Source organism: Ralstonia flatus (assembly GCF_958439105.1).
Lineage (GTDB): Bacteria > Pseudomonadota > Gammaproteobacteria > Burkholderiales > Burkholderiaceae > Ralstonia > Ralstonia flatus.
In genome coordinates, this window is record NZ_CAUDLI010000003.1 from 76,421 (window position 1) to 102,382 (window position 25,962).

Genomic DNA, 25,962 nt, shown 5'->3' on the forward strand with positions numbered 1-25,962 from the left:
GCTCAGGCAGGAACGACAACAGTCGGTTTAAACCTGTTCACGGTCCGTAGCGAGCGGCCCGAAGTTGGCCTGACGAATTTGCCAGAATCGGCAGCCGTACATGGGTACGGCCAACATCGCAAGGCCAAGACCGGAGCGCGCAGCAGGACCGTCGGCAGGTTTACAGATCCAGCAGCAGGCGGGCCGGGTCTTCCAGCGCTTCCTTCATCGCCACCAGGCCCAGCACGGCTTCGCGGCCGTCGATGATGCGGTGGTCGTAAGACATGGCCAGGTAGTTCATCGGGCGAACCACGACTTGGCCGTTTTCCACCACGGCGCGATCCTTGGTAGCGTGCACGCCCAGGATGGCCGATTGCGGCGGGTTGATGATCGGGGTCGACAGCATCGAGCCGAACGTGCCGCCGTTCGAGATCGAGAACGTGCCGCCGGTCAGGTCGTCCAGCGTCAGCTTGCCGTCCTTGGCCTTTTGGCCGAATTCAGCAATCTTCTTCTCGATATCGGCCAGGCTCATCTGGTCGGCATTGCGCAGGATGGGCACCACCAGGCCGCGCGGCGAGCCGACAGCGATACCGATGTCGAAGTAGCCGTGGTAGACGATGTCGTTGCCGTCAACCGACGCGTTGATGACCGGGTACTTCTTCAGCGCGTGGACAGCCGCCTTCACGAAGAACGACATGAAGCCCAGCTTCACGCCGTGGGTCTTCTCGAACTGGTCCTTGAACTTGGCGCGCAAGTCCATCACCGGCTTCATGTTGACTTCGTTGAAGGTGGTGAGGATGGCGTTCGTCGATTGCGACTGCACCAGGCGCTCGGCGATACGGGCACGCAGGCGGCTCATCGGCACGCGCTCTTCCGGACGGTCGCCCAGGGCGGCGAAGTCCACCGGTGCAGCCACTTGCTGCAGCGCAGGACGTGCGGCTTGCGGAGCGGCAGCAGCAGCCGGCTTGGCGCCACCAGCCACGGCACCCAGCACGTCGCCCTTGGTGATGCGACCATCGCGGCCCGTGCCGGCCACTTGGCCAGCCGACAGGTTGTTCTCAGCCATCAGCTTGGCGGCCGACGGCATCGCCACGCCACCTGCTGCAGCGGCGGCCGGAGCGGCAGCAGCCAGTGCCGGCGCCGGAGCAGCAGCTGCGGGAGCCGGCGCAGCAGCTGCCGGAGCAGCGGCGCCTGCCTTGCCTTCGGTGTCGATCTTGGCCAGCAGCTGTTCCGACGTCACGGTTGCGCCGTCCGCCACCAGCACTTCAGCCAGCACGCCAGCCGACGGGGCCGGCACTTCCAGCACGACCTTGTCGGTCTCGACTTCGATCAGGATTTCATCCTGGGCCACGGCTTCACCCGGCTTCTTCTTCCAGGAGATCAGCGTGCCTTCTTCAACGGACTCGGAAAACTGCGGGACCTTGACTTCAACGATAGCCATTTCGGTGCTTCCTTGGATTCATGTGCGCGTGCTCCTCTTGTGCGGGAGCCGCGCTAATTCGATATACGGTGGAATTCGGTAGCGGAGATGCGTCAAGGCGACAGCCGAAGCTGCCGCCCTGGTGCAGAGGTCGCTTACTTGTTCAGCACGAAGCCCTTGAGCTTGCCAAACGCGGCATCGATCAGCGCCTTCTGCTGCTCGTTGTGCTTCGCGTAGTAGCCCACGGCCGGCGATGCCGATGCCGGGCGGCCTGCGTAGCCCAGCTTCTGACCCTCGGTCATGTTCTCCAGGATGTAGTGCTGCACGAAGAACCAGGCGCCCTGGTTCTGCGGCTCGTCCTGGCACCACACCACTTCAGCGAGGTTCGGATACTTCTTCAGCTCGGCTGCGAACGCCTTGTGCGGGAACGGATAGAGCTGTTCCACGCGGATGATGGCCGTGTCGGTCAGGCCGCGTTCCTTGCGAGCGTTGACCAGGTCGTAGTAGACCTTGCCCGAGCAGGCCACGACGCGCTTGACCTTCGCGGCGTTCAGATCTTCGGCCGTATCGGCGATCACGGTCTCGAAATGGCCCTTGGCCAGATCCGACAGCGGCGACACAGCGTCCTTGCTGCGCAGCAGCGACTTCGGCGTCAGGATGATCAGCGGCTTGCGGAACATCCGGATCATCTGGCGACGCAGCAGGTGGAAGATCTGCGCCGGCGTGGTCGGCTGCACCACTTGCATATTGTGGTCTGCGCAGAGCTGCAGGTAGCGCTCCAGGCGGGCCGAGCTGTGCTCCGGACCTTGGCCTTCGTAGCCGTGCGGCAGCATCAGCGTGAGACCCGAGGCGCGGCCCCACTTCACTTCGCCCGAAGAGATGAACTGGTCGATCACGACCTGCGCACCGTTGGCAAAGTCGCCGAACTGGGCTTCCCAGATCACCAGGGTGTTCGGCTCAGCCGACGAGTAGCCGTACTCAAAGCCCATCACGGCTTCTTCCGACAGCACCGAGTCGATCACCGTGAAGGGCGCTTGGCTTTCCGACACGTTCTGCAGCGGGACGTAGCTGCCGGCATCCCAACGCTCGCGGTTCTGGTCGTGCAGCACGGCGTGGCGGTGCGTGAACGTACCGCGGCCTGCGTCCTGGCCGGTAATGCGCACCGGGTAACCCGATGCCACCAGCGATGCGAAGGCCAGGTGCTCGCCCATGCCCCAGTCCAGCGGCAGCTCGCCCTTGCCCATCTTGGCGCGGTTGTTGACGACGTTCTCAACCAGCGGGTGCAGCTTGAAGTGATCGGGGATGGCGGTGATGCGCTCGGCCAGACGCTTCAGTTCGGCCATCGGCACGGCCGTGTCGGCCGAATCCGTCCACTTGCGGTTCAGGAACGGCAGCCAATCCACCGCAAACTTGTTCTTGAAGTTCGACAGCACCGGGTCGACCGTGTGCTTGCCCGCGTCCATCGCGGCGCGGAATTCCTGCACCAGGGCGTCCGGCTCTTCGGCCTTCAGCGTGTTTTGCGTGACCAGCTTGTCGGCGTAGAGCTTGCGCGTGCCGGGGTGCGTGCCGATCTTCTTGTACATCAGCGGCTGCGTCATCGCCGGCGTGTCTTGCTCGTTGTGGCCGAGCTTACGGAAGCAGATGATGTCGACCGCGATGTCCTTCTGGAACTCGGTACGGAAGTCCACGGCCAGTTGCATGGCCAGCACGACGGCTTCCGGATCGTCGCCGTTCACGTGCAGGACCGGCGCTTCGATCATCTTGACCACGTCGGTACAGTACAGCGTCGAGCGCGAGTCGCGCGGGTCCGATGTCGTGAAACCGATCTGGTTGTTGATGACGATGTGGATCGTGCCGCCCGTGCCGTAACCACGCGTTTGCGCAAGGTTCAGCGTTTCCATCACGACGCCCTGGCCTGCGAAGGCCGCATCGCCGTGCACCTGCACAGCCAGCACCTGCGCGCCGTGCTTGTCGCCGCGACGTTCCTGACGTGCCTTGACCGAGCCTTCCACGACCGGGTTGACGATTTCCAGGTGCGACGGGTTGAACGCCAGCGACAGGTGGACGGGGCCGCCCGGGGTCGTCACGTCGCTCGAGAAGCCCTTGTGGTACTTCACGTCGCCTGCCGGCAGGTCGTCCACGTGCTTGCCTTCGAATTCAGCAAACAGGTCAGCCGGCATCTTGCCCAGCGTGTTCACCAGCACGTTCAGACGGCCGCGGTGCGCCATGCCGATCACGATTTCCTGCACGCCCTTGGCGCCGGCGTGCTGGATCAGTTCGTCCATCGCCGCGATGAAGCTTTCGCCGCCTTCCAGCGAGAAACGCTTCTGACCGACGTACTTCGTATGCAGGAAACGCTCGAGGCCTTCAGCGGCCGTCAGGCGTTCGAGGATGTGCTTCTTCTTTTCAGCCGAGAACGTCGGCTTGGAACGAATGGTTTCCAGGCGCTCTTGCCACCAGCGCTTTTGTGCCTGGTCGCTGATGTACATGAATTCCGCGCCGATCGAACCGCAGTACGTTTCGCGCAGGTTGTTGAGCAGCTCGCGCAGGCTCATCGATTCCTTGCCGAAATACGTATTGCTGGCGTTGAAAACGATGTCCTGATCGGCTTCGGTGAAACCGTAGAAAGCCGGGTCCAGATCCGGAACCGGCGGGCGCTCCTGACGCTTGAGCGGGTCAAGATCGGCCCAACGCAGGCCCACATTGCGGTAGGCAGCCACCAGCTGCGTCGCCGCCACGCGCTTGCGACCCATATCGGAATCGGCAGACGCGACGATCGTGCGGATCGGGCCATGCTTGGCGCGCTCGGCGAACGAGGTGACGATGGGGGCGTGGGGGATATCCCGGGCGTTGGAACCGTCGACGGCGGGGACGTTCTGCAGCGCATCGAAGTACGCGCGCAGTGCCTCGCTAACGGACGTGGGATCTTGAAGATACGCTTCGTACTGATCTTCAACGTAGGCGGCGTTACCGCCGGACAGGTACGAAGTGTCCAGGTACTGCTTATACAGCTCTGTCATGGGGCGCTCACTTTTCTCCGGGTCTGCCGGAGTTCAGCGGGTTCATCAACCTTCCGCGACACGGCTTGACCGGTTAGCGGATCGCAAACTAAATCGCCTGAAATCACCTGGTCGGACCGGATCGCGCATGGCAGAAAGGAGGTACCGAGACAGCTTTTACAGACAAGTTGTGCGGGAAGGACCTAAGTCTTCACGGAGGGGAAGCATAGCATGTTTATAAGCAATATTCTGATTCTTTGACGTGACAAACGACCCTTGTTATGCCACGTCAAAGCCATGCTTTCATCACATTCAGGCGGGCGAGATACGGTCCACCCAATCGGTGATGAGGCCGTCCAGCCCCGCATTCCAGAGCAGGTGCGCGCGATCGAGATCGTTGACGGTATAGCAGCAGACGCGAAAGCCGGCAGCGTGTGCCTCGTCAATGATTTCGGGCGTCAGTTCGCGATGGTTGGCGTCGAGCGCAACACAATCCAATGCGCGCAGGCGGTCGAGCCAATCGGCCGGCAACTTGTCGAGCAGCAGCGCGCGTGGCAATTCCGGTACAGCTTCGCGCGCCGCAGCCAGCGCATCTTCGGAAAATGACGACAGCAGCGGCGGCACGTCGGCGCCGGCCCACAGCGTGCGGGCGTCCAGCGCGACCGCCGCGCCGGTGCGCCACTCCGCGCCCGGCACCGGTTTGATCTCGATATTGGCGAGGAAACCGTTGGCGCGCAGGTAGCGCGCGATGGCCGCCAGCGTGGGCACGGGCTCGCCGGCGTAGGCCGGGCTGTGCCAGCTGCCCGCATCGAGTTGCGCGATCTGACCGAGCGCGAGCGCATCGAGACGGCCGACGCCGTTCGTGGTGCGATCCAGCGTGGCGTCGTGCAACAGGACCGATGCACCGTCACCGGACAGCTTCACGTCGAACTCGAACATGCGGTAGCCGAAGGACGCGCCATGGCGGAACGCCGCGAGCGTGTTCTCGGGCGCCAGCTTGCCCGCGCCGCGGTGCGCGATGGCACGCGGATACGGCCAGGCCGGCAAGGCGCACACGCCGGTCATGCCAGGGCCTCGATGCGGCGCGTGGTTTGCGGATCGAACCAGTGCAGGTGCTCCGCCGAGGCGGTGATCGGCAGCTTGTCACCAGCCTTGACGCTGGCGTGCGGCTCAAGACGAACCACGACCGGATGACCGGCCAGCGTGCCGTACGCAAACGCGTCCGCGCCGAGTGCTTCGACCACGCGTACGTCGATCAAGGCGATGGCCTGATCGGCCGAGCATGGTTCGATGTGTTCGGGGCGCAAACCCATCAGCGCGCGCTCAGGCAGGTGCAGCCCCATCGGCAAGTGGCCGAGCGTGGCGGCCGCATCGCCCTGCTTCGCGCCATCCACCCGGATCTGCGTGTCGCCACCGGCGTTGCGCGACACGGGCACGAGGTTCATCGGCGGCGAGCCGATGAAACCGGCCACGAACGTGCTGGCCGGACGCGAGTACACCTCAAGCGGTGTGCCGATCTGCTCGACCCGGCCACCGTTGAGCACCATCATGCGATCGGCCAGCGTCATCGCCTCGACCTGATCGTGCGTGACATACAGGCTGGTCGTGCGCAAACGGCGATGCAGATCCTTCAACTCCAGGCGCATCTGCACGCGCAGCTTGGCGTCAAGGTTGGAGAGCGGTTCGTCGAACAGGAACACGGCCGGCTCACGCACGATCGCGCGGCCCATGGCCACACGCTGGCGTTGCCCGCCCGACAGCTGGCGCGGCTTGCGATCCAGCAGCTTGCCGAGTTCGAGAATGCCCGCGGCCTGCTCCACACGCGCTTGAATATCGGCCTTGCGCAAACCGCGAATCTTCAGGCCGTAGGCCATGTTGTCGAACACGCTCATGTGCGGATACAGCGCGTAGTTCTGGAACACCATCGCGATATCGCGCTCGGCCGGTTCGAGGTCGTTGACGACGCGGTCGCCAATCCAGACTTCGCCGCCGGTGATGGGCTCGAGGCCCGCCACCATGCGCAGCAGCGTGGACTTGCCGCAGCCCGAGGGGCCGACGATGACGATGAACTCCCCGTCGCCGATTTCCATGTCGATGCCGTGCACGACCTGGAGGTGGGCGTAGTGCTTCTGGACGTTGCGTAGCGAAAGTTTTGCCATCTTGCTTCTTTTACTTTTCGGTTTCGACGAGGCCCTTCACGAACCACCGCTGCATGCCGATCACGATTGCCGCGGGCGGCAGCATGGCCAGCATCACGGTGGCCATCAGCAGGTTCCAGTCGGTGGCGGAATCGCCGGAGCGCGAGATCATTTGCGTCACGCCCAGCACGATGGGGGTCATGTTCTTTTCCGTCGTGATCAGCAACGGCCAGAGGTACTGGTTCCAACCATAGATGAACTGGATCACGAACAGTGCCGCGATGCTGGTGCGCGAAAGCGGCAGCACCACATCCCAGAAGAACTTGAGCGGCCCCGCGCCATCGATGCGCGCTGCTTCCGCCAGTTCATCGGGAATCGTCAGGAAGAACTGCCGGAACAGGAACGTTGCCGTGGCCGACGCGATGATCGGAATCGTCAGGCCCGCATAGCTGTTCAGCATGCCAAGATCCGACACGACCTTGTACGTGGGCAGGATCCGCACTTCCACCGGCAGCATCAGCGTGACGAAGATGAGCCAGAAGAACGTCTTGCGCAGCGGGAACTTGAAATAGACGATCGCGAAGGCCGAGATGATGGAGATCGCGATCTTCCCGAGCGAGATGCCCAGCGCCATGATCAGGCTGTTCATGAGCATGGTGCCGACAGGCGTGGCCGAGTTGCCCATGCCCGACGTGAGCACCGTGCGGTAGTTTTCGATGAGGTGCGGACCGGGGATCAGCGTCATGGGCGCCTGCAGCACGTCTTCGGCCGTCAACGACGACGCGACGAACACGACGTACACCGGAAACGCCACGACGATCACACCGAGAATCAGCACGACGTGGGTGAGGAAGTCCAGGAACGGACGGCGTTCAATCATGGTGCGTCTGCCCTCCTTTCAGTATTGGACTTTGCGTTCGACGTAGCGGAACTGAATGATCGTCAGCACGATCACCAGGCCCATGAGGATCACCGACTGCGCCGCCGATCCACCGATATCGAGACCGCGCACGCCGTCTTGGTAGACCTTGAACACGAGCGTCTCCGTCGCTTTGAACGGCCCGCCCTGCGTGACCGAATCGATGATGGCGAAGGTATCGAAGAACGCGTACACGACGTTCACCACCATCAGGAAAAACGTGGTGGGCGACAGCAGCGGGAACACGATCGACCAGAAGCGCTTCCACGGCCCGGCGCCGTCAATGGCCGCCGCTTCGATCAGCGACTTCGGAATGCTTTGCAGCCCCGCGAGGAAGAAGAGGAAGTTGTAGCTGATCTGTTTCCAGGCCGCGATGATGACCACCAGCGTCAGCGCCTGCCCGCCGTTGAGCACGAAGTTCCAGTCCACGCCCAACTTGCGGATCACGAACGAGACGATGCCCAGCGAGGGGTTGAAGAGGAAGCTCCACAGCACGCCTGCCACGGCCGGCGCAATGGCGTACGGCCAGATCAGCAGGGTCTTGTAGAACGTGGCGCCACGCAGCGCGCGATCGGCAAAGTACGCCAGCGCCAACGAAGTGCCGAGGCCAACCAAGGCGACGCCAATGGCGAATACCGCGGTGGTCTTGAACGAGCCGAGATAGGTCGGATCGGCAAAGAGGTCGTGAAAGTTCTCCAGACCCACGAATTCGAGGTTGATGCCGAAAGCATCCTGGCGCAGCAGCGACTGATACAGCGCCTGCCCCGCCGGCCAGAAGAAGAACACCAGAGTGATGACGATCTGCGGGGCCACCAGCACATACGGCAGCCAGCGCGATCGGAAAACGACGCGTTTTTCCATGCGACATTCCAAAAACGCACCGCCGGCCGGTGCAAGCGCACGAGGCCGGCGGTTTAGACGAGCGCTGAATCGGCGCTTATTCCTTGACGGTCTTTTCGAAGCGGACGAGCAGCTCGTTGCCGCGTGACACAGCCGTGTCCAGCGCTTCCTTCGGCGCCTTCTTGCCGGCCCAGACGGATTCCAGCTCTTCGTCGATCACCTGGCGAATCTGCGGGAAGTTGCCCAGACGGATGCCGCGCGACTTGTCGGTCGTCTTGACGATCATCTGCTTGACGGCCACGTCGGCGCCCGGGTTCTTCTCATAGAAACCGGACTTCTTCGTCAGCTCATACGCTTCCAGCGTCACGGGCAGATAACCCGTCGACTGGTGCCAGTCGGCCTGCACTTCCGGACGGGACAGGAACGTAAAGAACTTCGCTACGCCCTTGTATTCCTCAGCCTTGTGACCGCCCATCACCCACAGCGAAGCGCCGCCGATGATCGTGTTCTGCGGGGCACCCGCCACACCGGCTTCGTACGGCAGCGGCGCGGGGCTGAAACTGAACTTGGCGTTCTTGCGGATGTTCGCCAGCGCTGCCGACGAACCCGTGTGCATGGCGCACTCGCCGGCGATGAACTTCGCCTTCGGCTCGTCCTTGCGGCCGGCGTAGGTGAAGTAGCCCTTCTTCTGCATGTCGAGCAGATTCTCGATGTGCTTGATCTGCACCGGACCGTTGAAGTTCAGGCGAGCCTTGGCACCGCCAAAGCCGTTGTTCTCGGTAGCGAACGACACGTTGTGCCACGCCGAGAAGCTCTCCAGATGCACCCACGACTGCCAGTCGGTCGTGTAGCCGCAGGCCACGCCCGCCGCCTTCAGCTTGGCCGCGTCGACAGCCACTTCCTGCCACGTTGCGGGCGGCTTGTTCGGGTCAAGGCCGGCCTTCTTGAAGGCGTCCTTGTTGTAATACATGATCGTCGTCGAGCTGTTGAACGGGAACGACAGCATCTCGCCCTTGTTCGACGTGTAATAACCCGCCACGGCCGGCACGTAGGCCTTCGGGTCAAACTTCTCGCCGGCGTCCTTCATGATCTTGGCGACCGGCACGATGGCGCCCTTGGCGTTCATCATCGTCGCGGTACCGACCTCGAACACCTGCAGGATGGCCGGTGCATTGCCGGCGCGGAAGGCCGCGATGCCCGCAGCCAGTGATTCATCGTACTGGCCCTTGTAGACCGGCACGATCTTGTAGTCGGACTGGCTGGCGTTGAACTTGGTGGCGATCTCGTTCACCTTGTCGTTCAAGGCGCCTTCCATCGAATGCCACCACTGGATTTCCGTCACTGCGTACGCGCCCTGCGCAAACGTACACGCGGCCAGGACTGCTGCGGCCCCCGCAATCTTCTTGATCGACATCATTTCTCCTTGTTTCGACCCGGCGGGCTCCCTCGCTCCGCCCACGGCGCGCCGACTGTAAATGCACGGTCGGTCATTTTTATGACAGCGGGATGTTACTTGCCTTTCTGTCACAAAGAAATCGGGAAATCCCTCCAAGGTTTGGCTTGCAACGGCCGTTAGAATGGATTGAAGACACTCTCTATTGCACCCGCAGCATGCTCGCCCCACCCGCCACTCCTGCCGCTCCGGACTCGCCTGAAACCACGCCGGTCATCGCCGAACGACGTGTTCCACTGCCCCTGCATCAACTCCCGGATGATGCACTGCGCAATATCACCGGCGTCTTCACCGACGTGGATGGAACCCTCACCACGCGGGGGAAGCTTCCCGCGCAGACGTACTCCGCGCTGGAGCGCCTGCATCGCGCCGGCATCAAGGTCGTGCCGGTCACGGGCCGGTCAATTGCCTGGTGCGAAGTCATTGCGCGGCTGTGGCCCGTCGATGCCGTGATCGGCGAAAACGGCGCGTTTGCCATGCGCGTCGATTCGCGCGGGCATCTGGCGACCGATTTTGTCGACGACGCCCAAACACGCGCACGCAATCTGGAGCGCATTCGTGAAGTGGGTGCGGAGATCCGGCGCGCAGTGCCGGGCTCAGCCTTGGCGACGGACCAGGCGTGGCACGCTGCGGATCTGGCTGTCGATCATGCCGAACAGGTCCCGCCGCTGCCCCAGCACGCCGTACAGCACATCGTCGACATCATGCGCACGCACGGGATGCATGCCACCGTCAGTTCGATCCACGTCAACGGCTGGTTCGGCAAGCACGACAAGCTGAGCGCCAGCGTGTCGCTCGCACGCCGCGCATTCGGCCTGGACCTGCACGCCGAGCGCGACCGTTGGGTGTTCGTAGGCGACTCCGCCAACGATGCGGCAATGTTCGAGTTCTTCCCACTTTCGGTGGGCGTGGCCAATGTACTGGACGTGATCGATACGCTGCCCATGCCACCGGCGTACCTCACGGAGGCCGAAGGCGGCGGCGGCTTTGCCGAAGTCGCCGAGCGCATCCTTGAGGCGCGCTCCTTGGCGCTGCCTGCCCCGCGCAGCTGACAGGGCACCCTCACAGCACGATAGAACCACCGCTCCCGCGCCGCTTGCCGCACGCGGCACGTCGCTTGCGCCGAAATTGGGCGTTGCACCGCCTTGCACCATGTGACCGCCTCATAACGGTGCATGCGGCGCCAACGTCTTTTCACGCAACCGACAGGAGCCCTCTATGCAAACAGAGAAACTGCGCCAGCGTTTTGAACATGCGGAAAGCACCATCGCGGAACTGGCCCGGACCTGCGCCTCGCACCAGGATGTGCCCGATTCGCTGAAGCAATCGATCCAGCAGTTGGACGACCAGGCCCGCCAGTGCCACTCGCGCCTCGAAGGTGCTGAAGATCAGCAGACCTTCATCGAGGCCATCGACAAGCTCGAGGCATATTCCGACCGCGCGAAGATGGCCTGCCAGAATGCCACGGGCAAGGTAGACCATTCCGTGGAATCTGCCGTGATGCGCGCCCACGAAGAGCTGTCCCAGCTCAAGCACAAGCTGCATTAAGCGCGACAAGCGTCCGCGGCGCACAAAAAAAGGGGCGGACTCCCGTATCGGAAATCCGCCCAATCCCAATCGCCAAGCTCGACGATATTCGGTGGACTGGCCTTGCTGACGCTGCGTCAGTCGAAGCCCAGCTCCTGCAATTTGCGCGTGATGGTGTTGCGGCCGATGCCCAGCCGCGTTGCAGCCTCAACACGTCGACCGCGCGTGACACCAAGCGCAGCCTCGAGGATCGCCTTCTCAAAACGGCGCGTGAGCGCGTCCATGACGTCAGGCTGCCCCGCTTCCAGCATGGCCTTGGCCTCGCCGGCAAGCGCCCGCTCCCAGCCGGCCGCAATCGACGCGCCCACGGAAGTCGTGGAGAGCAGCGTGTCGACCGATGGTGCAACACCATAAGGTTCGCCACCCAGCGAAGGCTCGCCGACAAAGGCCGGGCGCGCTGCGGTGTCTCCCATGGTCGGCAGCATCTGCGCATTGCCGCGCACCAGGTCGGCGGGCAAGTCCTTGGCTTCGATGGTCTGCGCCGGCGCCATCACGGTCAGCCAGTTGCAGAGGTTTTCGAGTTGCCGCACGTTGCCGGGGAACGGCAGCGTGGCGATATGTGCAAGCGCATCGTCCGACATGCGCTTGGGCTCCACGCCCAGCTCCTTGGCACTCTTCTGCAGGAAATGGCGCGCCAGCAGCGTGATGTCTTCCGGGCGCTCGCGCAGCGCGGGCAAGCGCAGCCGGATCACGTTCAGGCGGTGGAACAAGTCCTCGCGGAACAGGCCGTCCTTGACCCGGGTTTCAAGATTCTGGTGCGTAGCCGCAATGACGCGCACGTTGGCCTTGAGCGGGTTGTGACCGCCCACGCGATAGAAATGCCCATCCGACAGCACGCGCAGCAACCGCGTCTGCAGATCGAACGGCATGTCTCCGATTTCATCAAGGAACAGCGTGCCGCCCTCGGCTTGTTCGAAGCGCCCGCGGCGCATGGTCTGCGCGCCCGTGAACGCGCCGCGCTCGTGGCCGAACAGCTCGGATTCGAGCAAGTCTTTCGGAATCGCGGCCGTATTCAGCGCGATGAAGGGGCCGCTCGCGCGCGGGCTGTGCTTATGCAGCGCCCGGGCCACCAGCTCCTTACCCGTGCCGGATTCACCGGTGATCAGCACGGTCACGTTCGACTGCGACAGCCGCCCGATCGCGCGGAACACGTCCTGCATGGCCGGCGCCTGGCCCAGAATCTCGGGCGCATCGCTCAGGCGATCGTCGATTTCCTCCTCGCGCAGGCTCTCTTCCAGCGCGCGGCGGATCAGTTCAACCGCACGATCCACGTCGAAAGGCTTGGCGAGATATTCGAACGCGCCGCCCTGGAACGCCGCCACGGCGCTGTCCAGGTCCGAATACGCGGTCATGATGATGACCGGCAGGCCGGGGTGCTTGGCCTTGATGGCCTGCAGCAGATCCAGCCCCGAGCCGCCCGGCATGCGGACGTCGGAAATCAGGACTTGCGGTGTTTCTTCATCGAGCGCGTTGAGCGCGTCGCGCACGTTGGTAAAGCTGCGCGAAAGCAGGCTCTCACGTGCCAGTGCCTTCTCGAGGACCCAGCGGATGGATTGATCGTCGTCGACTATCCAGATTGGCTTCATGTGTTGGTTCGTCTGCTTGACTTCGTCTCGCCTGGGCCTGCTCGCGCTGCGTCGTTGAAGCGAGGCTTCAGTGCAGCGGCACGAGAATGCGGAAATCCGTCTGACCTGGCCTGCTCTCGCATTCGATCAGACCATCGTGCTGCTGCACGAACGTCTGCGCGAGTGTCAGGCCCAGCCCACTTCCCCCCTCCCTTCCTGACACCAGCGGGAAGAAGATTCGCTCGCGGATGTCGTCCGGGATACCAGGACCGTTGTCCACTACATGCAAGTCCAATGCCAGCTTGTAAAGACGTTTTGCAATCGTAACTTTGCGTGCCACGCGCGTGCGCAGAATGATTTCGCCGTCGCCCTGCGCAATCCGGGCACCCAGCGCATGCGCCGCGTTGTGGACGATGTTGAGCACCGCCTGGATGAGCTGCTCCTTGTCACCGCGAAACTCCGGCAGGCTCGCGTCGTAGTCCCGCACGATATGCAAGCCCTGCGGGAACTCCGCCAGCACCACCGAGCGCACGCGCTCCAGCACCTCGTGGATGTTCACATCGCCAACGATATGCGGATGCCGGTGCGGTTCGAGCAGGCGATCGACCAGCGTCTGCAGGCGGTCGGATTCCTTGATGATGACTTGCGTGTACTCGCGCAGCGAACGTTCCGGCAGCTCGAACTCCAGCAACTGCGCGGCGCCACGGATGCCGCCCAACGGATTCTTGATCTCGTGCGCCAGATTGCGGATCAGCTCTTTGTTGGCGGAGGTCAGGTCCAGCAAGCGCTCCTCGCGCTCGCTGCGGATCTTCTGTTCGTTAGGCAGCAGCTCGAGCAGCACCGATCCCGGCGCAAAGTCGAGTGCGCCCACAACGGCATGCGCATGCAGCGGCTCGTGGCCCACGCGCTCGAGCGAGACATCACGCCGCTTGGCATCGAACTGGCGAACCGCCACGGTGGCGATCATCTCGCCCAGCTCGGACGGATCGGCAAACAGCTCGAACAGCGACATCTCCACCAGCTGGCGGCGGGACACGGCCAGGGCGGCTTCAGCGGCGGGGTTGGCGTAGAAGATCGTCAGCGCCGGGTGGCGGACGAAGAGGATGGGATTGGGCACCGCATCGAGCCCAGGAAACGATGGCGGTGCACCATGTGAAAACGGAATGGGCGGCGGCCCCTCGATGGGCTCGCTTCCGAACGCCTCACGCGTAGCGGCGGAGGCTGACGGCGCAGATGGCGTCGTCTGTTCCTGTTCATCGCGGCGTGCCGCTTTGCGGATCAGTCGACGCATCGTTTACCTACTCCTTGAGATTGCCCAGCTCCCGGCGGATGGAATCGACATTGGCTTGACTGCGTTCGATGTCGCCCTTCAACTGCGCGGTGCGGTCCAGATACTTCTGATAGTTACGTTCGTTGCCCTGGCGCTCGGGCTGACCGTTGTTGTATTCGGTCTTCAACGCCTGGAGCTTGCGCTCCTCGTCTGCCAGCTCGGCCTCCAGCACCTGGCGGCGTTCGCCGTCACGCGCCTTCTGCGTGGCGTTGTCCACGCGGGGGAAGCCACCGCCTGCATTGTTTTGCGCCGGTGCCGGTGCCGCTCCAGCGCTGCGCGGGCTGCGCGTGCCAGGCACGGTCACCACATCGGGCAGTGTCAGCTTCTTGCAGCCTTTCACGTTGCCGCTGTTGCGGTACTCCGGCACGCCGTTCGGGCCGGTGCACAGATAGACGTCATCGGCATACGCGGGCGCCTGCACGGACAGCGTGGCAAACACCGCCGCAGCGGCGGCAAGCAGTCCGGATGCGATGCGTGGGGAAGGACGGAACATGAATGGAACCTGGCGGATACGTCGATCGGGCGCCGGAGTCCGGCGGACGATCATTCTAGCCACAAAACCCCGCTTCATAAAAAGGAAGGGCGACCTGCGCCGCCCCTCTTCTCACAACCGTCTCTTCGCCCCGACACATCGCGCGGGGCGCTCGCAGATTACAGCGAGTAGTACATCTCGAACTCGAGCGGGTGCGTCGTCATGCGGAAGCGCGTGACTTCTTCCATCTTCAGCTCGATGTAGGCGTCGAGCATGGCGTTGGAGAACACGCCACCACGGGTCAGGAATTCGCGGTCCTTGTCCAGGTACTCGAGGGCCTGATCCAGGCTCGAGCACACGGTCGGGATCTTTGCGTCTTCTTCCGGCGGCAGGTCGTACAGGTTCTTGTCGGCAGCTTCGCCCGGGTGGATCTTGTTCTGCACGCCATCCAGACCGGCCATCAGCAGTGCCGAGAAGCCCAGGTACGGGTTCATCAGCGGATCCGGGAAGCGGGTTTCGATACGACGGCCCTTCGGGTTCGCAACGTACGGAATACGGATCGAAGCCGAACGGTTACGTGCCGAGTAAGCCAGCTTGACCGGAGCTTCGAAGCCCGGCACCAGGCGCTTGTACGAGTTCGTACCCGGGTTGGTGAGGGCGTTCAGCGCGCGGGCGTGCTTGATGATGCCGCCGATGTAGTACAGCGCGAATTCCGACAGACCGGCGTAGCCGTTGCCTGCGAACAGGTTCTGGCCGTCCTTCCACACCGACTGGTGAACGTGCATGCCCGAACCGTTGTCGCCCACGACCGGCTTCGGCATGAACGTGGCGGTCTTGCCGTACGTGTGCGCAACGTTCTGGATCACGTACTTTTGCAGTTGCGTCCAGTCGGCGCGTTGCACCAGCGTGCTGAACTTCGTGCCGATTTCGTTCTGGCCTTGGCCTGCCACTTCGTGGTGGTGCACTTCAACCGGAATGCCCAGCGATTCCAGAATCAGGCACATTTCCGAGCGCATGTCTTGGAACGTGTCGATCGGGGCGACCGGGAAGTAGCCGCCCTTCTTGCCCGGACGGTGGCCCGAGTTGCCGTGTTCGAAGTCCTTGCCCGACGACCACGGAGCTTCTTCGGAATGGATCTTCACGAAGCAACCCTGCATGTCGATGTTCCAGGTCACGCCGTCGAAGATGAAGAATTCGGGCTCCGGACCGAAGTAGGCGGTGTCGCCCAGGCCGGTGCTCTTCAGGTAAGCTTCAGCGCGCTTGGCGATCGAGCGCGGGTCGCGGTCGTAGCCCTTGCCGTCCGACGGCTCGACCACGTCGCAGGTCAGCACCAGGGTCGGTTCTTCGTAGAACGGGTCGATGTGAGCGGTGTTTGCATCCGGCACCAGCAGCATGTCCGACGCTTCGATGCCTTTCCAGCCGGCGATCGACGAACCGTCGAATGCGTGGCCGCTTTCGAACTTGTCTTCGTCGAAGTGCGAAACGGGGACCGAGACGTGTTGCTCCTTACCCTTGGTATCGGTGAAGCGGAAATCGACGAACTTGACGTCGTTTTCCTTCACGAGCTTCATCACGTCTGCAATGCTTTGGGACATGCCATTCTCCTGGTAGCGCATTAACGCAAATCATTGTGAGCCGGTTGTGTGACGGATCGCTGCGACCGCCCTCACTCCGAAACATCTTCTTTCCAGCAAGACCGTCCGACACAAACGGACGCCCCCGAAAAAGACCGCGGGAATCTTAGCAGAAACTATGCCAATCCCCGATCGGCAAGGGGCATGCGCTCCCGCAAACAGTGCAGGGCTGCGCCAACCCATGTCTGACACGGTGCGCAGGCCTCCCCGACCGCCGGACTGGCGCCGCCCACGACTGGCCCGAGAAGGGCTGAAGCTGTCCTTGCAGAATAGTCAACGCACCGAATAAGTGCAGCAAAACCCGTTGAGCACCGAATACGTGCATTAGCGGCACAACCGCACCAAACCGGGGATTTCCACCCGTACCCTGTGACGGCGGCGCTAGAATGTTTGTTTCCCATTTCCCCAGATCGCCATGACCGCCACCACGCTCACCCGCGAGTCCCTGCTGGAAGCCGCCGCCGCTCGCCGCGAGGCTGATCAGCTGCCGTACTTCGGCGCGCTGTCGCCACAAGAAGCCGCTGCCTTGTTGGCCGCGGACCCGCAAGCGCGCCTCGTGGATGTGCGCACGCGCGCAGAACTCGACTGGGTAGGCACGCCCGACGTTTCGCCCGGCCAGTTCGTGCATGTGGAGTGGAATCAGTATCCGGGCGGTGTGCGCAATGCCAACTTCCTCAGCGCGCTGGAGGCCGCCGTACCGAAGGATGCTCCCGTGCTGTTCCTGTGCCGCAGCGCGGCGCGCTCCAAGCACGCTGCGGCGGCTGCCGCGCAAGCCGGCTACGCGGTCGCGATGGATGTGCTGGAAGGTTTTGAGGGCGCTAAAGACACCGAAGGCCACCGCAAGACCGTGGAAGGCTGGTGCTTCCGGGGTCTGCCCTGGCACGGCGCCTGACGAAAGCAGCCTCAGGAATCGGCGGGGACGCCCGCCTCGAAGATTTCTCCGCCCAGCGCCAACGCGCCCTCGCGCAGCATCACATAGGCGCGCGCCACGGCTTCCGGTGAACCCTTCACGCCCAGGTCGATGTGCGAGCGGGCATAGCGCTCGCCGCGCGCCGCGTCGCCCACGCTGGGCAGGCTGAAGACCTTCACACCATCGAACTCTGCTTCGATGCGCTCCATCAGCGGTGTGAGCCGCGACTCCGGCAGGCCGAACACCAGGAACGAGCGCTCCTCGCGCGGCGCGCGGTGGAATTGATCGGCGTAATAGGTGTCGAGCACCCACTCCATCATCGGCCACGCCATCACCGGGAAACCCGGCATGAAATGGTGATGCGCGACCGAGAAACCGGGGATGCGGTTATAGCTGTTGGGGATGATGCGCGCGCCCTGCGGAAACTCGCCCATCTTGAAGCGGTGCTGGTTTTCGGGCGTTGAGACATCCGCCTTGACCGGGTCACCGTTGGCGGACTCGATGATGCGCAGCGTGATCTGCTCGCGCGCCTCCGGATGCAGCGCCAACGGCACGCCCAGCGCAGCCGCGGCGCATTGGCGTGTGTGGTCATCGGGCGTGGCGCCAATGCCGCCGGTGCAGAACACCACGTCATCGCTGGCGAACGTCCGCTTGAGTACGCTCGTGATGCGCGCGGGCTGGTCGCCGACGTACTCCCCCCACTCCAACGTCAGGCCGCGCTCGCCGAGCACTTCGATCAGCTTGCGCAGGTGTTTGTCTTCGCGGCGGCCGGAGAGGATCTCGTCGCCGATGATGATCATGCCGAAAGCCATGTCAGTTCCGATGATTTCTGATTATTCGCGAGGCAGTTCGATGGTCGTGACCTCGATGACGCTGGCCTCGACCATGCGCGCAGGCGGCGCTTCGGCTCGCAGGCGCGTCAGCGCACGCAAGCAGAAATGGCCGAACCACAGCGCCGAGAAAACAAAGATCAGCACATACAGCCAGATGACGGCGATGGCGATGATCGGGAACAGCACAATCGTCACCACCGACGAAACCCACAGCAGCGTCGGCGCCGAGCCCAGCATGCCGACGGCCACGCCGATGCCGAGGAGCGGCAGCCGATAGCGCTGCATGATCGCGCGGCGCTCTTCTGCGGTGGCGTGATCAGCGAGGGCGTCGTACGTCATCAAACGGTATGTAAGCCACCCCCACAGCAGCGGCGGGATCAGCGCAAAGAACGGCGGGATCAGCCACAACGGCAGCGTAACGATGGCCACGAGAATGACCACCAGCGTGCATAGCAGCGCATGCGTCAGGCTGCCCAGCACCGAGCCGCCCTTGCGACGCTCGAGCTGCGGATAGCTGCGATCAAGAAAACGCATGACCACCGGCACCGAGGCCACGCTCACCAGCACGAGAATCGACACGACAATCACCGGCACCAGCAAGGTGATCACCAGCAGCGGCGCGATGGCCGACCACAACCCCGCCATGCCGATGGCGTTGAGGCCGCTCTTGATCCAGCCCATGAAGGCCCAGCCTTCCACGGCGTTGCGGGCCATGCCGTTCATGGCATCCCAGCCGAAATACAGCACCCCGCCCCAGACAACCACAGCCACGACGAACGGCATGACGGTCAGGAACAGCATGCGCGGATGCAGTTGCGAAAGCAGCGCGCGGCCAAATGAGCGAATCAGGTCGTTCATGCAGGAATCGGGAAATCAGGGAGCGAACAGCCTAGCACAGCGTGCGGACATGACGCAGGCGCTGCCCCGCCCGGGCTTTACGCCCGACCGAACAGGCGCTTGACGCCGAGCCACTGCTGACGCAGCACGCCGCGCCCGTAGTCGCGCGAGCGCCCGTGCGGCGCTGGAAGTTGGTCGCGGATACCGGTGGCGTGGTACTCGGTCGAGAAGATGGCGGTGCCGAACAGCATGTCCCACCACGGGAACAGCACGCCAAAGTTGCAGCCGCCCAGCACACCAGGCTTGCCCGGCACCTCATGCCCCAGCCCAATTGCGTGATGCAAGCGATGGAAGCGTGGCGAGATCAGCAGCCGGTCGCCGAGCCACCCGAAATGCAACCGCACGTTGGCGTGCTGAAGGCTCTGCAGCAATTGCGAAATGGCAACCAACAGAACGTACTGCGAAGGCTCAAGCCCGATGACGAGCGCCGCGATGGCAAACACCGCACCACGCAGTACATCGTCGAGGATGTGGTTGCGGTCATCGGACCACAGCGTCATCTGTTGCTGACTGTGATGCAACGCATGCAGGTTCCACCACCAGTGGAACTTGTGTGACAGGCGGTGATACCAGTAGTCTAGCAGGTCGAACAACACCAGATAGATCAGAAAGCTGACGACAGCGACGGACGTGACACCCGGCCACCAGTCTTCGACGTTCAGATGCGCCCAGCCCCAGAAACGCAGCTTCCCATCGAGGTCGTCGATCAGCGGCTGCAGCGTGAAAAACATCAGCAGCGGGAAGAAACCCAGGCGATGAAAGAGCGTGTAGAAGATGTCGGCGCGCACGGCGTTGCGGTCTTGCAGCGGTTCGACCGGGCGCCAGCGCTCCAGCGGGCGGAAAATCAGCAGCAACACCGCGATCTGCACCAACCCCATCAGCAGCCATTCGGTGCCGGGGTAGGCATCTTCGACGTAACCGCCCAGGCCGACGGCATAGGTGATCGGCATCACGACGTGCTGGAAGAGCACATCCTGCGCTTGCGTGAAGGTGTCGGCGATCCAGTCGAACATGTCAGCGAGCCGCTGTGTGTGCCGGGTGGGCAGCAAACCAGGCCTGGTAGTGCGGATGATCGCGCAGTGTGGCGAAGCAGAAGCCCTTGCGCTCCAGACCGGCGATCAGCGGCTCCAAGTCGGCTGGCGCCCAAGGATCCTTGCGCGACCAGATGCCCAGATGCGCCATGGTGATGTCGCCATCGCGCAGGCTGGACAGCGCCTTCTGCAACAGCGCATCGTTGGGATAACGCTCCGACGGCAACTCATCGCCCAGGAAACCGGCGGGCGCCCAGGCCACGTGGGCAAACCCGCATTGCTTGGCCCAAGCTTCGGTCGTGACCGAAAGATGACCTCCGGGCGCCCGCCACAGCGGGTCCATCGGCTGACCGGTCATGGTCTTGAAGCGCTCGGCGCTGCGTTTCAGCTCTGCACAGAATTCAGGTTCGCCCCACACGACATTGCGTCCGCCCTGCTCGCCAAACTGCGGGCGGAAGCGGACCTTGCCGGCGCCCGCCTCGCCCTTGTAGTAGACGTGATCGAACGTGTGTGTGCCGAAGGCGTGGCCGTCTGCGGCGAGCGATTTCCAATACGGTGCCCAGCCTTCATCCAGCGTGCTGTCGCCGTGGATGGTTTTTTCGTTGGCGAGGAAGAACGTGGCGCGGATGCGATGGCGACGTAGCGTATCGGCAATCAACTGCGCCTGGCTCATGCTGCCGGTGTCGAACGTCAGGTAGACGGTGCCCTTGCACGCACCGGCATTCACCCCACCGGGCGCAGCCGTGGCCAATGCGCACAGCGCCAGCGCAGCCGTGGCAGCCGCAGCGCGCAACATCGACAGGCGGGATTTCATCGTCGTCTCGTGACGCTCAAATCAGCGGAGCGCGCGTGCGGAAGTAAATACCGTGCGGCGAGCGCCCAACCTTGATCTCTTCCACCACCTTGCGGCTTGCCACGTCGACAATCGCCACGCGCTTGGCCCAGCGGCAGGTCACCCACAGTTGCTTGCCGTCGGCGGTCAATTCCATGTCGTCGGGGCCGGGCGGCAGGCCGGTGATGTCGCCCACCTTGGTCAGCGTTTGCTGGTCGATGATGCTGATCGTGCCCGACACGCGGTTCGACAGGAACAGGTGGCGCTTGTCGCCCAGCGCGCGGAAGTTGTGCGCGCCCTTGCCGGTCGGGATGCGTTTGACGCTGGTGCGGGTGTGCCAGTCGATCACTTCGACGTAATCGGCGCCGGTCATGCCGACCAGCAGGTATTTCTGGTCAGTCGTGACCCACACGCCGGCCGGCGCGGAACCAATGGTCATGCGCCACATCACGTTCTGCGTGGGCAGATCGATGGCCATCACCTCGTTGGAATCCTGCACGGTGACGAACGCGATCTTGCTGTCGGCGGTAAACGCAATGTGGCTGGGCGTCTTGGCCGCTGGAATCTGTTTGGCGATGGTCAGCGCATGGCCGTCCCAGCGGTAAATATCAATGCGGTCCAGACGGTTGCCCGTGGTCAGAAACCACTTCTGGTCGGGCGAGAAGCCGATCTGGTATGGATCGTCGATGCGCGGTACGCGCTGCTGAATCTTGCCCGTGACGGGGTCGAGGAACACCAGATCGTTGCCGACGGCATTCGCGACGATCAACGACTTTTCGTCTGGCGTGGCGATCAGGTGATGCGGCTCCTTGCCGATCGGGAACGTCTCGAGCACCTTGCGGGTGTCCTTGTCGATCAAAGAGACGCTTGCGTCGCCCGAATTGAGCACGGTGACGACTTCGGCACGCGCCGTATGCGCTGCCAGGATTGCAGCGGCCGACAGGACCAGCGTGGAGAACCAACGGGGGGCAAACGAGGCGCGCGAGGCAGACATAACGAGAAGATTCAGCAACTTAGCCAGCCATTTTAACGCTGCCGTTTAGGCCGTCGCTGACACAAATCAAAAAAAGAAAGCGGGAACTTTCTCCGCGCCCGATAACGCATAGACAGCTATCGCTGCATCGATTCCCACACCTTCTGCAGCCGCTTGACCGACATCGGCACCGGCGTGCGCAGTTCCTGTGCAAACAGGGCGATGCGCAACTCCTCGAGCATCCAGCGGAATTCCTCCATGCGCGGGTCGCTGCCGCCCTGCCCTTGCACGCGCAGCGCCTTTTCCGCGCGTTGATATTGCTGGATGAGCGGCGCCATTTCCTGCATGCGCTGCGTGTCGCGGGCGGGGTCCGCCTTGAGCTTGTCGATGCGCAGCGCGATGCCCTTCAGGTAACGCGGGAAGTGCGTCAACTGCGCATACGGCGTCGCCTCGATGAAGCGCTTGTGCATCAGCGTCTTGAGCTGTGCGTCGATATCGGCGGTGGCCGCGGCAAACGGCTTGGCGATCTGCAGCTTGCGCGGCAGTTGCGCGTATTCGGCAAGGATGGCGCCGACCAGCCGCGCAATCTCCTGTGCCAGCAACGTCAGGCGTGCCCGGCTTTCGTCCTTGCGGGCACCGAAGCTGGCGTCATCGGTCGGCAGCGGGTCTTGCAGGCAGGCGCGCTCCAATGTGGCATCCAGAATCTGGTCGCGCAACTCATCCTGCGTGCCGAGGTTCATGAACTGGATCGCCATCTGCGACAAGCCCGGGATGTTCTTTTCCAGGTATTTCAACGGCTCGCGCAGCTGGATCGCAAACAGCCGTCGCAAGCCCAGCCGGTGGATGCGCGCAGCTTCCGCCGGGTCATCGAAGACTTCCACATCGCAGTGGTCGCCGGCATCGACGAGCGCCGGATAGCCGAACAGCGTCTGGTTGCCCTTGCGGACTTCCAGCAGTTCCGGCAACTCGCCAAAGTTCCACGTCGTCAGGCCCGAGTACAGCGCGGCGTTGGCCGGCGCTTCCGACTTGCTGCTCTTGCCTGCCTTGCCGGGCTTGGCGCCGTCGTTCTGAGCGCCGGCCACGGCGGCATCCTGCGCGGCGATCGACTGGAAGGTCTGCTGCGCGCGGCCGCCGAGTTCTGCCCGCAGCTGGGCCAGATTGCGCCCCATGTCGAGCTGGCGACCGTGCTCGTCAATCACCTTGAAATTCATGAAGTGATGCGCGGGCAGCGTTTCGAGCTTGAAGTCGGCGCGCTTGAGCGCGATGCCGGTCTGCTCGCGCACGTCTGCGATCAAGCGGTCGAGCAGGTCGCCCTCGCCCAACCGCACACGCGAGACGAATCCGGCGGCGTAGTCGGGCAGCGGCACGCAATGGCGGCGCAGCTTCTGCGGCAGGCTCTTCAGCAGCAGATGCACCTTCTCCTTGAGCATGCCCGGCACCAGCCATTCGGTGCGTTGCGCGGGCACCTGGTTGAGCGCATACAGCGGCACGGTGAGCGTCACGCCATCGCGCGGGCTGCCGGGCTCGAAGTGATACGTCAGGCCCATGTCGATGCCGGCAATCGGCAGCACCTTCGGGAACAGGTCGGTCGTGATGCCAGCCGCCTCATGTCGCATGAGGTCATCGCGATTCAGGTACAGCAGCTTCTGGCCGCCCTTGCCACCCGCGCTGGCGGCTTCGGCATACCAGCGTTTGAACGACACGGTGTTGTAGATGTCGGCCGGGATCTGGCTGTCGTAGAACGCGTAGATCAGCTCGTCGTCCACCAGCACGTCTTGCCGGCGTGACTTGTGTTCGAGGTTTTCGATCTCGCGCACCAGGCGCTGGTTGTGCGTGAAGAACGGCAGGCGCGTTTCGAACTCGCCGTCGACCAGCGCGCGGCGGATGAATATCTCGCGCGCCTCCTTCGGCTGCATCGGCCCAAAGTGCACGCGGCGCTGCTGATAGATCGGCAGACCGTACAGCGTGCCGCGCTCGAAGGCCATCACCTGGCCGGCCTTCTTTTCCCAATGCGGATCGCTCCACGACACCTTCAGCAGGTGCGCGCCGACCTTCTCCACCCATTCCGGCTCGATGCGGGCCAGCGTACGGCCGAACAGACGGCTGGTATCGACCAATTCGCCTGCCACGACCCACTTGCCCGCCTTGCGAGCGATGACCGAACCTGGCCACAGGAAGAACTTGATGCCGCGCGCACCGAGGTACTCGCGACCCTTACCGTCGGCCTCTTCGATGCGCACACCGATGTTGCCAAGCAAGCCCGTCAGCAATGCGAGATGCAACTGCTCATACGTCGGATCGGATTCGTTGAGCTTCCAGCCCTGCTCCGCCACCGTGGTATGCAACTGCGAATGCACATCGCGCCATTCGCGCAGCCGCACATGCGACAGGAAGTGCGAGCGGCACTGATCCTGCAATTGTTTGTTCGACTTCTTGTGCGCGATGGCCTCTTCAAACCACTTCCACAGCTTCACCCAGCCGAGGAATTCCGATTTTTCGTCGGCGAACTGCCGGTGCGCCTGATCGGCCTGCTGTTGCAGTTCCTGCGGGCGCTCGCGCGGGTCTTGCACCGACAAGGCACTCGCGATGATCAGCATCTCGCGCAGGCATTGATGATCGCGGCCAGCCAGGATCATCCTCGCCACGCGCGGGTCCAGCGGCAGGCGGGCGACCTGCTTGCCCAGCGGAGTCAACGCATTTTCATCGTCGACGGCGCCGAGTTCCTGCAACAGCTGATAGCCGTCGGCAATGGCACGGCCCAGCGGCGGCTCGATGAAAGGGAACTGCTCGACATCCGTCAGCCGCAGCGCCTTCATGCGCAGGATGACCGCCGCCAGCGACGAACGCAGGATTTCCGGATCGGTAAAACGCGGCCGCGCAATGAAATCCGCCTCGTCATACAGGCGAATGCAGACGCCGTCGGCGACCCGGCCGCAACGACCGGCGCGCTGGTTGGCCGCAGCCTGCGATACCGGCTCGATCTGCAGTTGCTCGACCTTGTTGCGATACGAATAACGCTTCACGCGCGCCAGCCCCGTATCGACCACGTAGCGAATGCCCGGGACCGTCAGCGACGTCTCGGCCACGTTGGTCGCCAGCACGATGCGCCGCGCGTTGGACGGCCGGAACACACGTTCCTGCTCCTGCACGGACAAGCGCGCAAACAGCGGCAGGATCTCGGTATGTGCCGGATGGTGCTTGCGCAGCGCCTCGGCCGCCTCGCGAATCTCGCGCTCGCCGGGCAGGAAGATCAGCACGTCGCCCGGGCCCTCGCGGGCGAGTTCGTCCACCGCATCGACGAGCGCTTCGTAAAGATCGCGCTCCTTGTCCTTCTCGTCGCGCTGGATCGGGCGGTAGCGCACCTCGACCGGATACAGCCGTCCGCTGACTTCAATAACCGGCGCCGGCCCCTTCGGGCCAGCAAAGTGCTCGGCAAACCGCTGCGCGTCGATGGTCGCCGAGGTGATGATCACCTTGAGATCGGGCCGGCGCGGCAGAAGCTGCTTGAGATAGCCGATCAGGAAATCGATATTGAGGCTGCGTTCGTGCGCCTCGTCGATGATGATCGTGTCGTAGGCGCGCAGCAGCGGATCGTTCTGCGTCTCGGCCAGCAAGATGCCGTCGGTCATCAGCTTGACCGACGCACCTGCAGACAGCGTGTCGTTGAAGCGCACCTGGAAGCCCACGTGCTCGCCCACCGGCGTACCGATTTCCTGGGCGATGCGCTTGGCGGTAGACGTCGCGGCAATCCGGCGCGGCTGCGTATGGCCGATCAGCCCGGTACCGCCCGCGCCAATGCCCCGCCCGATCGAGAGGCAGATCTTCGGCAACTGCGTGGTCTTGCCCGAGCCGGTTTCGCCCGAGACGATCACCACCTGGTTGGCGGCGATGGCCTGGGCGATTTCGTCGCGCCGGGCCGATACGGGCAGCGCTTCGGGAAAGGTGATCGGCGGGACGCGGTTCGCACCTGCGCGGCGCGCCTCCAGCGCCGCGGCGAGTTCTTCCGGCGTGGGCTTCGGGCGGCGCTGCGGACGACCATTACCGCCGGGCTTGCGCTCGGGCGGCGGCGTGTCTTTCGGCGATTTCTGGGAGGGCGCCGCCGGGCGTGGCCGGGGCGGCTGGGCGTGGGAATCTGACATCGGGCGGGATT

20 protein-coding genes are annotated in these 25,962 nt (G+C 63.5%); 3 read left to right on the forward strand and 17 right to left on the reverse strand.

Annotated features, from left to right (window positions below; all coding sequences use genetic code 11):
• Nucleotides 1-160: 160 nt before the first annotated feature.
• The 7 genes from odhB to ugpB all read right to left on the reverse strand — a co-directional run bounded on the left by odhB (nucleotide 161) and on the right by ugpB (nucleotide 9,709).
• On the reverse strand, nucleotides 161-1,420 hold the full coding sequence (odhB, locus tag R2676_RS07375; protein ID WP_206275347.1) for a 2-oxoglutarate dehydrogenase complex dihydrolipoyllysine-residue succinyltransferase: 1,260 nt from the start codon (nucleotides 1,418-1,420) through the stop codon (nucleotides 161-163).
• A gap of 134 nt (nucleotides 1,421-1,554) precedes the next feature.
• Entirely contained in the window at nucleotides 1,555-4,419 is a 2,865-nt protein-coding gene (locus R2676_RS07380) for a 2-oxoglutarate dehydrogenase E1 component (protein ID WP_027677595.1), read from the reverse strand.
• A 291-nt stretch (nucleotides 4,420-4,710) separates the two neighbouring features.
• Nucleotides 4,711-5,463, reverse strand: a complete 753-nt coding sequence (gene ugpQ / locus R2676_RS07385) for a glycerophosphodiester phosphodiesterase (protein ID WP_206275348.1) — start codon at nucleotides 5,461-5,463, stop codon at nucleotides 4,711-4,713.
• Complete coding sequence (locus R2676_RS07390; protein WP_206275349.1) at nucleotides 5,460-6,557, reverse strand: sn-glycerol-3-phosphate import ATP-binding protein UgpC; 1,098 nt, start codon at nucleotides 6,555-6,557, stop codon at nucleotides 5,460-5,462. Before R2676_RS07390 ends, ugpQ begins: the two co-directional genes overlap by 4 nt.
• Nucleotides 6,558-6,567: 10 nt before the next feature.
• Nucleotides 6,568-7,416 (reverse strand): sn-glycerol-3-phosphate ABC transporter permease UgpE, encoded by an 849-nt coding sequence (ugpE, locus tag R2676_RS07395; protein WP_027677598.1) that lies wholly within the window; start codon nucleotides 7,414-7,416, stop codon nucleotides 6,568-6,570.
• Nucleotides 7,417-7,434: 18 nt separating this feature from the next.
• Nucleotides 7,435-8,316 (reverse strand): sn-glycerol-3-phosphate ABC transporter permease UgpA, encoded by an 882-nt coding sequence (gene ugpA / locus R2676_RS07400; RefSeq protein WP_206275350.1) that lies wholly within the window; start codon nucleotides 8,314-8,316, stop codon nucleotides 7,435-7,437.
• Between the two features lie 76 nt (nucleotides 8,317-8,392).
• Nucleotides 8,393-9,709 carry a sn-glycerol-3-phosphate ABC transporter substrate-binding protein UgpB gene (gene ugpB, locus R2676_RS07405; RefSeq protein ID WP_206275755.1) on the reverse strand — a complete coding sequence of 439 codons (1,317 nt, stop codon included), beginning with the start codon at nucleotides 9,707-9,709 and terminating at the stop codon, nucleotides 8,393-8,395.
• Between the two features lie 197 nt (nucleotides 9,710-9,906).
• On the opposite strand from ugpB, the gene R2676_RS07410 reads away from it, so the two are divergent.
• Nucleotides 9,907-10,800: an HAD family hydrolase gene (locus R2676_RS07410; RefSeq protein WP_027677601.1), complete on the forward strand. Its 894-nt coding sequence runs from the start codon at nucleotides 9,907-9,909 to the stop codon at nucleotides 10,798-10,800.
• Between the two features lie 166 nt (nucleotides 10,801-10,966).
• The gene (locus tag R2676_RS07415) at nucleotides 10,967-11,296 is read left to right on the forward strand and encodes a hypothetical protein (protein WP_206275351.1); all 330 of its coding nucleotides are present in this window, start codon (nucleotides 10,967-10,969) and stop codon (nucleotides 11,294-11,296) included.
• Between the two features lie 116 nt (nucleotides 11,297-11,412).
• On the opposite strand, the gene ntrC is transcribed toward R2676_RS07415, so the two are convergent.
• From ntrC to R2676_RS07435, 4 genes are all read right to left on the reverse strand, one after another.
• The gene (ntrC, locus tag R2676_RS07420) at nucleotides 11,413-12,921 is read right to left on the reverse strand and encodes a nitrogen regulation protein NR(I) (RefSeq protein ID WP_027677602.1); all 1,509 of its coding nucleotides are present in this window, start codon (nucleotides 12,919-12,921) and stop codon (nucleotides 11,413-11,415) included.
• 67 nt (nucleotides 12,922-12,988) lie between these two features.
• On the reverse strand, nucleotides 12,989-14,191 hold the full coding sequence (gene glnL / locus R2676_RS07425; protein ID WP_206275352.1) for a nitrogen regulation protein NR(II): 1,203 nt from the start codon (nucleotides 14,189-14,191) through the stop codon (nucleotides 12,989-12,991).
• A 7-nt stretch (nucleotides 14,192-14,198) separates the two neighbouring features.
• Nucleotides 14,199-14,723 carry a hypothetical protein gene (locus R2676_RS07430; protein WP_027677604.1) on the reverse strand — a complete coding sequence of 175 codons (525 nt, stop codon included), beginning with the start codon at nucleotides 14,721-14,723 and terminating at the stop codon, nucleotides 14,199-14,201.
• Nucleotides 14,724-14,881: 158 nt separating this feature from the next.
• Nucleotides 14,882-16,297 (reverse strand): 3-hydroxylaminophenol mutase, encoded by a 1,416-nt coding sequence (locus tag R2676_RS07435; RefSeq protein WP_027677605.1) that lies wholly within the window; start codon nucleotides 16,295-16,297, stop codon nucleotides 14,882-14,884.
• Nucleotides 16,298-16,751: 454 nt separating this feature from the next.
• Here R2676_RS07435 and R2676_RS07440 point away from each other — a divergent pair, with 454 nt between their 5' ends.
• Nucleotides 16,752-17,228: a rhodanese-like domain-containing protein gene (locus R2676_RS07440; RefSeq protein WP_027677606.1), complete on the forward strand. Its 477-nt coding sequence runs from the start codon at nucleotides 16,752-16,754 to the stop codon at nucleotides 17,226-17,228.
• 11 nt (nucleotides 17,229-17,239) lie between these two features.
• Here R2676_RS07440 and R2676_RS07445 read toward each other — a convergent pair whose 3' ends face one another.
• The 6 genes from R2676_RS07445 to hrpA form a co-directional block, all read right to left on the reverse strand.
• On the reverse strand, nucleotides 17,240-18,058 hold the full coding sequence (locus tag R2676_RS07445) for a competence/damage-inducible protein A (RefSeq protein ID WP_206275353.1): 819 nt from the start codon (nucleotides 18,056-18,058) through the stop codon (nucleotides 17,240-17,242).
• A 21-nt stretch (nucleotides 18,059-18,079) separates the two neighbouring features.
• The gene (locus tag R2676_RS07450; protein WP_206275354.1) at nucleotides 18,080-18,937 is read right to left on the reverse strand and encodes an EI24 domain-containing protein; all 858 of its coding nucleotides are present in this window, start codon (nucleotides 18,935-18,937) and stop codon (nucleotides 18,080-18,082) included.
• Nucleotides 18,938-19,014: 77 nt separating this feature from the next.
• Complete coding sequence (locus R2676_RS07455) at nucleotides 19,015-19,989, reverse strand: sterol desaturase family protein (protein ID WP_206275355.1); 975 nt, start codon at nucleotides 19,987-19,989, stop codon at nucleotides 19,015-19,017.
• Nucleotide 19,990: 1 nt separating this feature from the next.
• Nucleotides 19,991-20,821, reverse strand: coding sequence for a polysaccharide deacetylase family protein (locus R2676_RS07460; protein WP_206275356.1), 831 nt, complete (start codon nucleotides 20,819-20,821; stop codon nucleotides 19,991-19,993).
• Between the two features lie 16 nt (nucleotides 20,822-20,837).
• Entirely contained in the window at nucleotides 20,838-21,833 is a 996-nt protein-coding gene (locus R2676_RS07465; protein WP_206275357.1) for a YVTN family beta-propeller repeat protein, read from the reverse strand.
• A gap of 116 nt (nucleotides 21,834-21,949) precedes the next feature.
• The gene (gene hrpA / locus R2676_RS07470) at nucleotides 21,950-25,951 is read right to left on the reverse strand and encodes an ATP-dependent RNA helicase HrpA (protein ID WP_206275358.1); all 4,002 of its coding nucleotides are present in this window, start codon (nucleotides 25,949-25,951) and stop codon (nucleotides 21,950-21,952) included.
• Nucleotides 25,952-25,962: the final 11 nt, after the last annotated feature.

Coding starts and splice junctions, on each gene's coding strand:
- odhB (WP_206275347.1), bottom strand. CDS start 1,420: ATGGCTATCGTTGAAGTCAAGGTCCCGCAGTTTTCCGAGTCCGTTGAA.
- R2676_RS07380 (WP_027677595.1), bottom strand. CDS start 4,419: ATGACAGAGCTGTATAAGCAGTACCTGGACACTTCGTACCTGTCCGGC.
- ugpQ (WP_206275348.1), bottom strand. CDS start 5,463: ATGACCGGCGTGTGCGCCTTGCCGGCCTGGCCGTATCCGCGTGCCATC.
- R2676_RS07390 (WP_206275349.1), bottom strand. CDS start 6,557: ATGGCAAAACTTTCGCTACGCAACGTCCAGAAGCACTACGCCCACCTC.
- ugpE (WP_027677598.1), bottom strand. CDS start 7,416: ATGATTGAACGCCGTCCGTTCCTGGACTTCCTCACCCACGTCGTGCTG.
- ugpA (WP_206275350.1), bottom strand. CDS start 8,316: ATGGAAAAACGCGTCGTTTTCCGATCGCGCTGGCTGCCGTATGTGCTG.
- ugpB (WP_206275755.1), bottom strand. CDS start 9,709: ATGTCGATCAAGAAGATTGCGGGGGCCGCAGCAGTCCTGGCCGCGTGT.
- R2676_RS07410 (WP_027677601.1), top strand. CDS start 9,907: ATGCTCGCCCCACCCGCCACTCCTGCCGCTCCGGACTCGCCTGAAACC.
- R2676_RS07415 (WP_206275351.1), top strand. CDS start 10,967: ATGCAAACAGAGAAACTGCGCCAGCGTTTTGAACATGCGGAAAGCACC.
- ntrC (WP_027677602.1), bottom strand. CDS start 12,921: ATGAAGCCAATCTGGATAGTCGACGACGATCAATCCATCCGCTGGGTC.
- glnL (WP_206275352.1), bottom strand. CDS start 14,191: ATGCGTCGACTGATCCGCAAAGCGGCACGCCGCGATGAACAGGAACAG.
- R2676_RS07430 (WP_027677604.1), bottom strand. CDS start 14,723: ATGTTCCGTCCTTCCCCACGCATCGCATCCGGACTGCTTGCCGCCGCT.
- R2676_RS07435 (WP_027677605.1), bottom strand. CDS start 16,297: ATGTCCCAAAGCATTGCAGACGTGATGAAGCTCGTGAAGGAAAACGAC.
- R2676_RS07440 (WP_027677606.1), top strand. CDS start 16,752: ATGACCGCCACCACGCTCACCCGCGAGTCCCTGCTGGAAGCCGCCGCC.
- R2676_RS07445 (WP_206275353.1), bottom strand. CDS start 18,058: ATGGCTTTCGGCATGATCATCATCGGCGACGAGATCCTCTCCGGCCGC.
- R2676_RS07450 (WP_206275354.1), bottom strand. CDS start 18,937: ATGAACGACCTGATTCGCTCATTTGGCCGCGCGCTGCTTTCGCAACTG.
- R2676_RS07455 (WP_206275355.1), bottom strand. CDS start 19,989: ATGTTCGACTGGATCGCCGACACCTTCACGCAAGCGCAGGATGTGCTC.
- R2676_RS07460 (WP_206275356.1), bottom strand. CDS start 20,821: ATGAAATCCCGCCTGTCGATGTTGCGCGCTGCGGCTGCCACGGCTGCG.
- R2676_RS07465 (WP_206275357.1), bottom strand. CDS start 21,833: ATGTCTGCCTCGCGCGCCTCGTTTGCCCCCCGTTGGTTCTCCACGCTG.
- hrpA (WP_206275358.1), bottom strand. CDS start 25,951: ATGTCAGATTCCCACGCCCAGCCGCCCCGGCCACGCCCGGCGGCGCCC.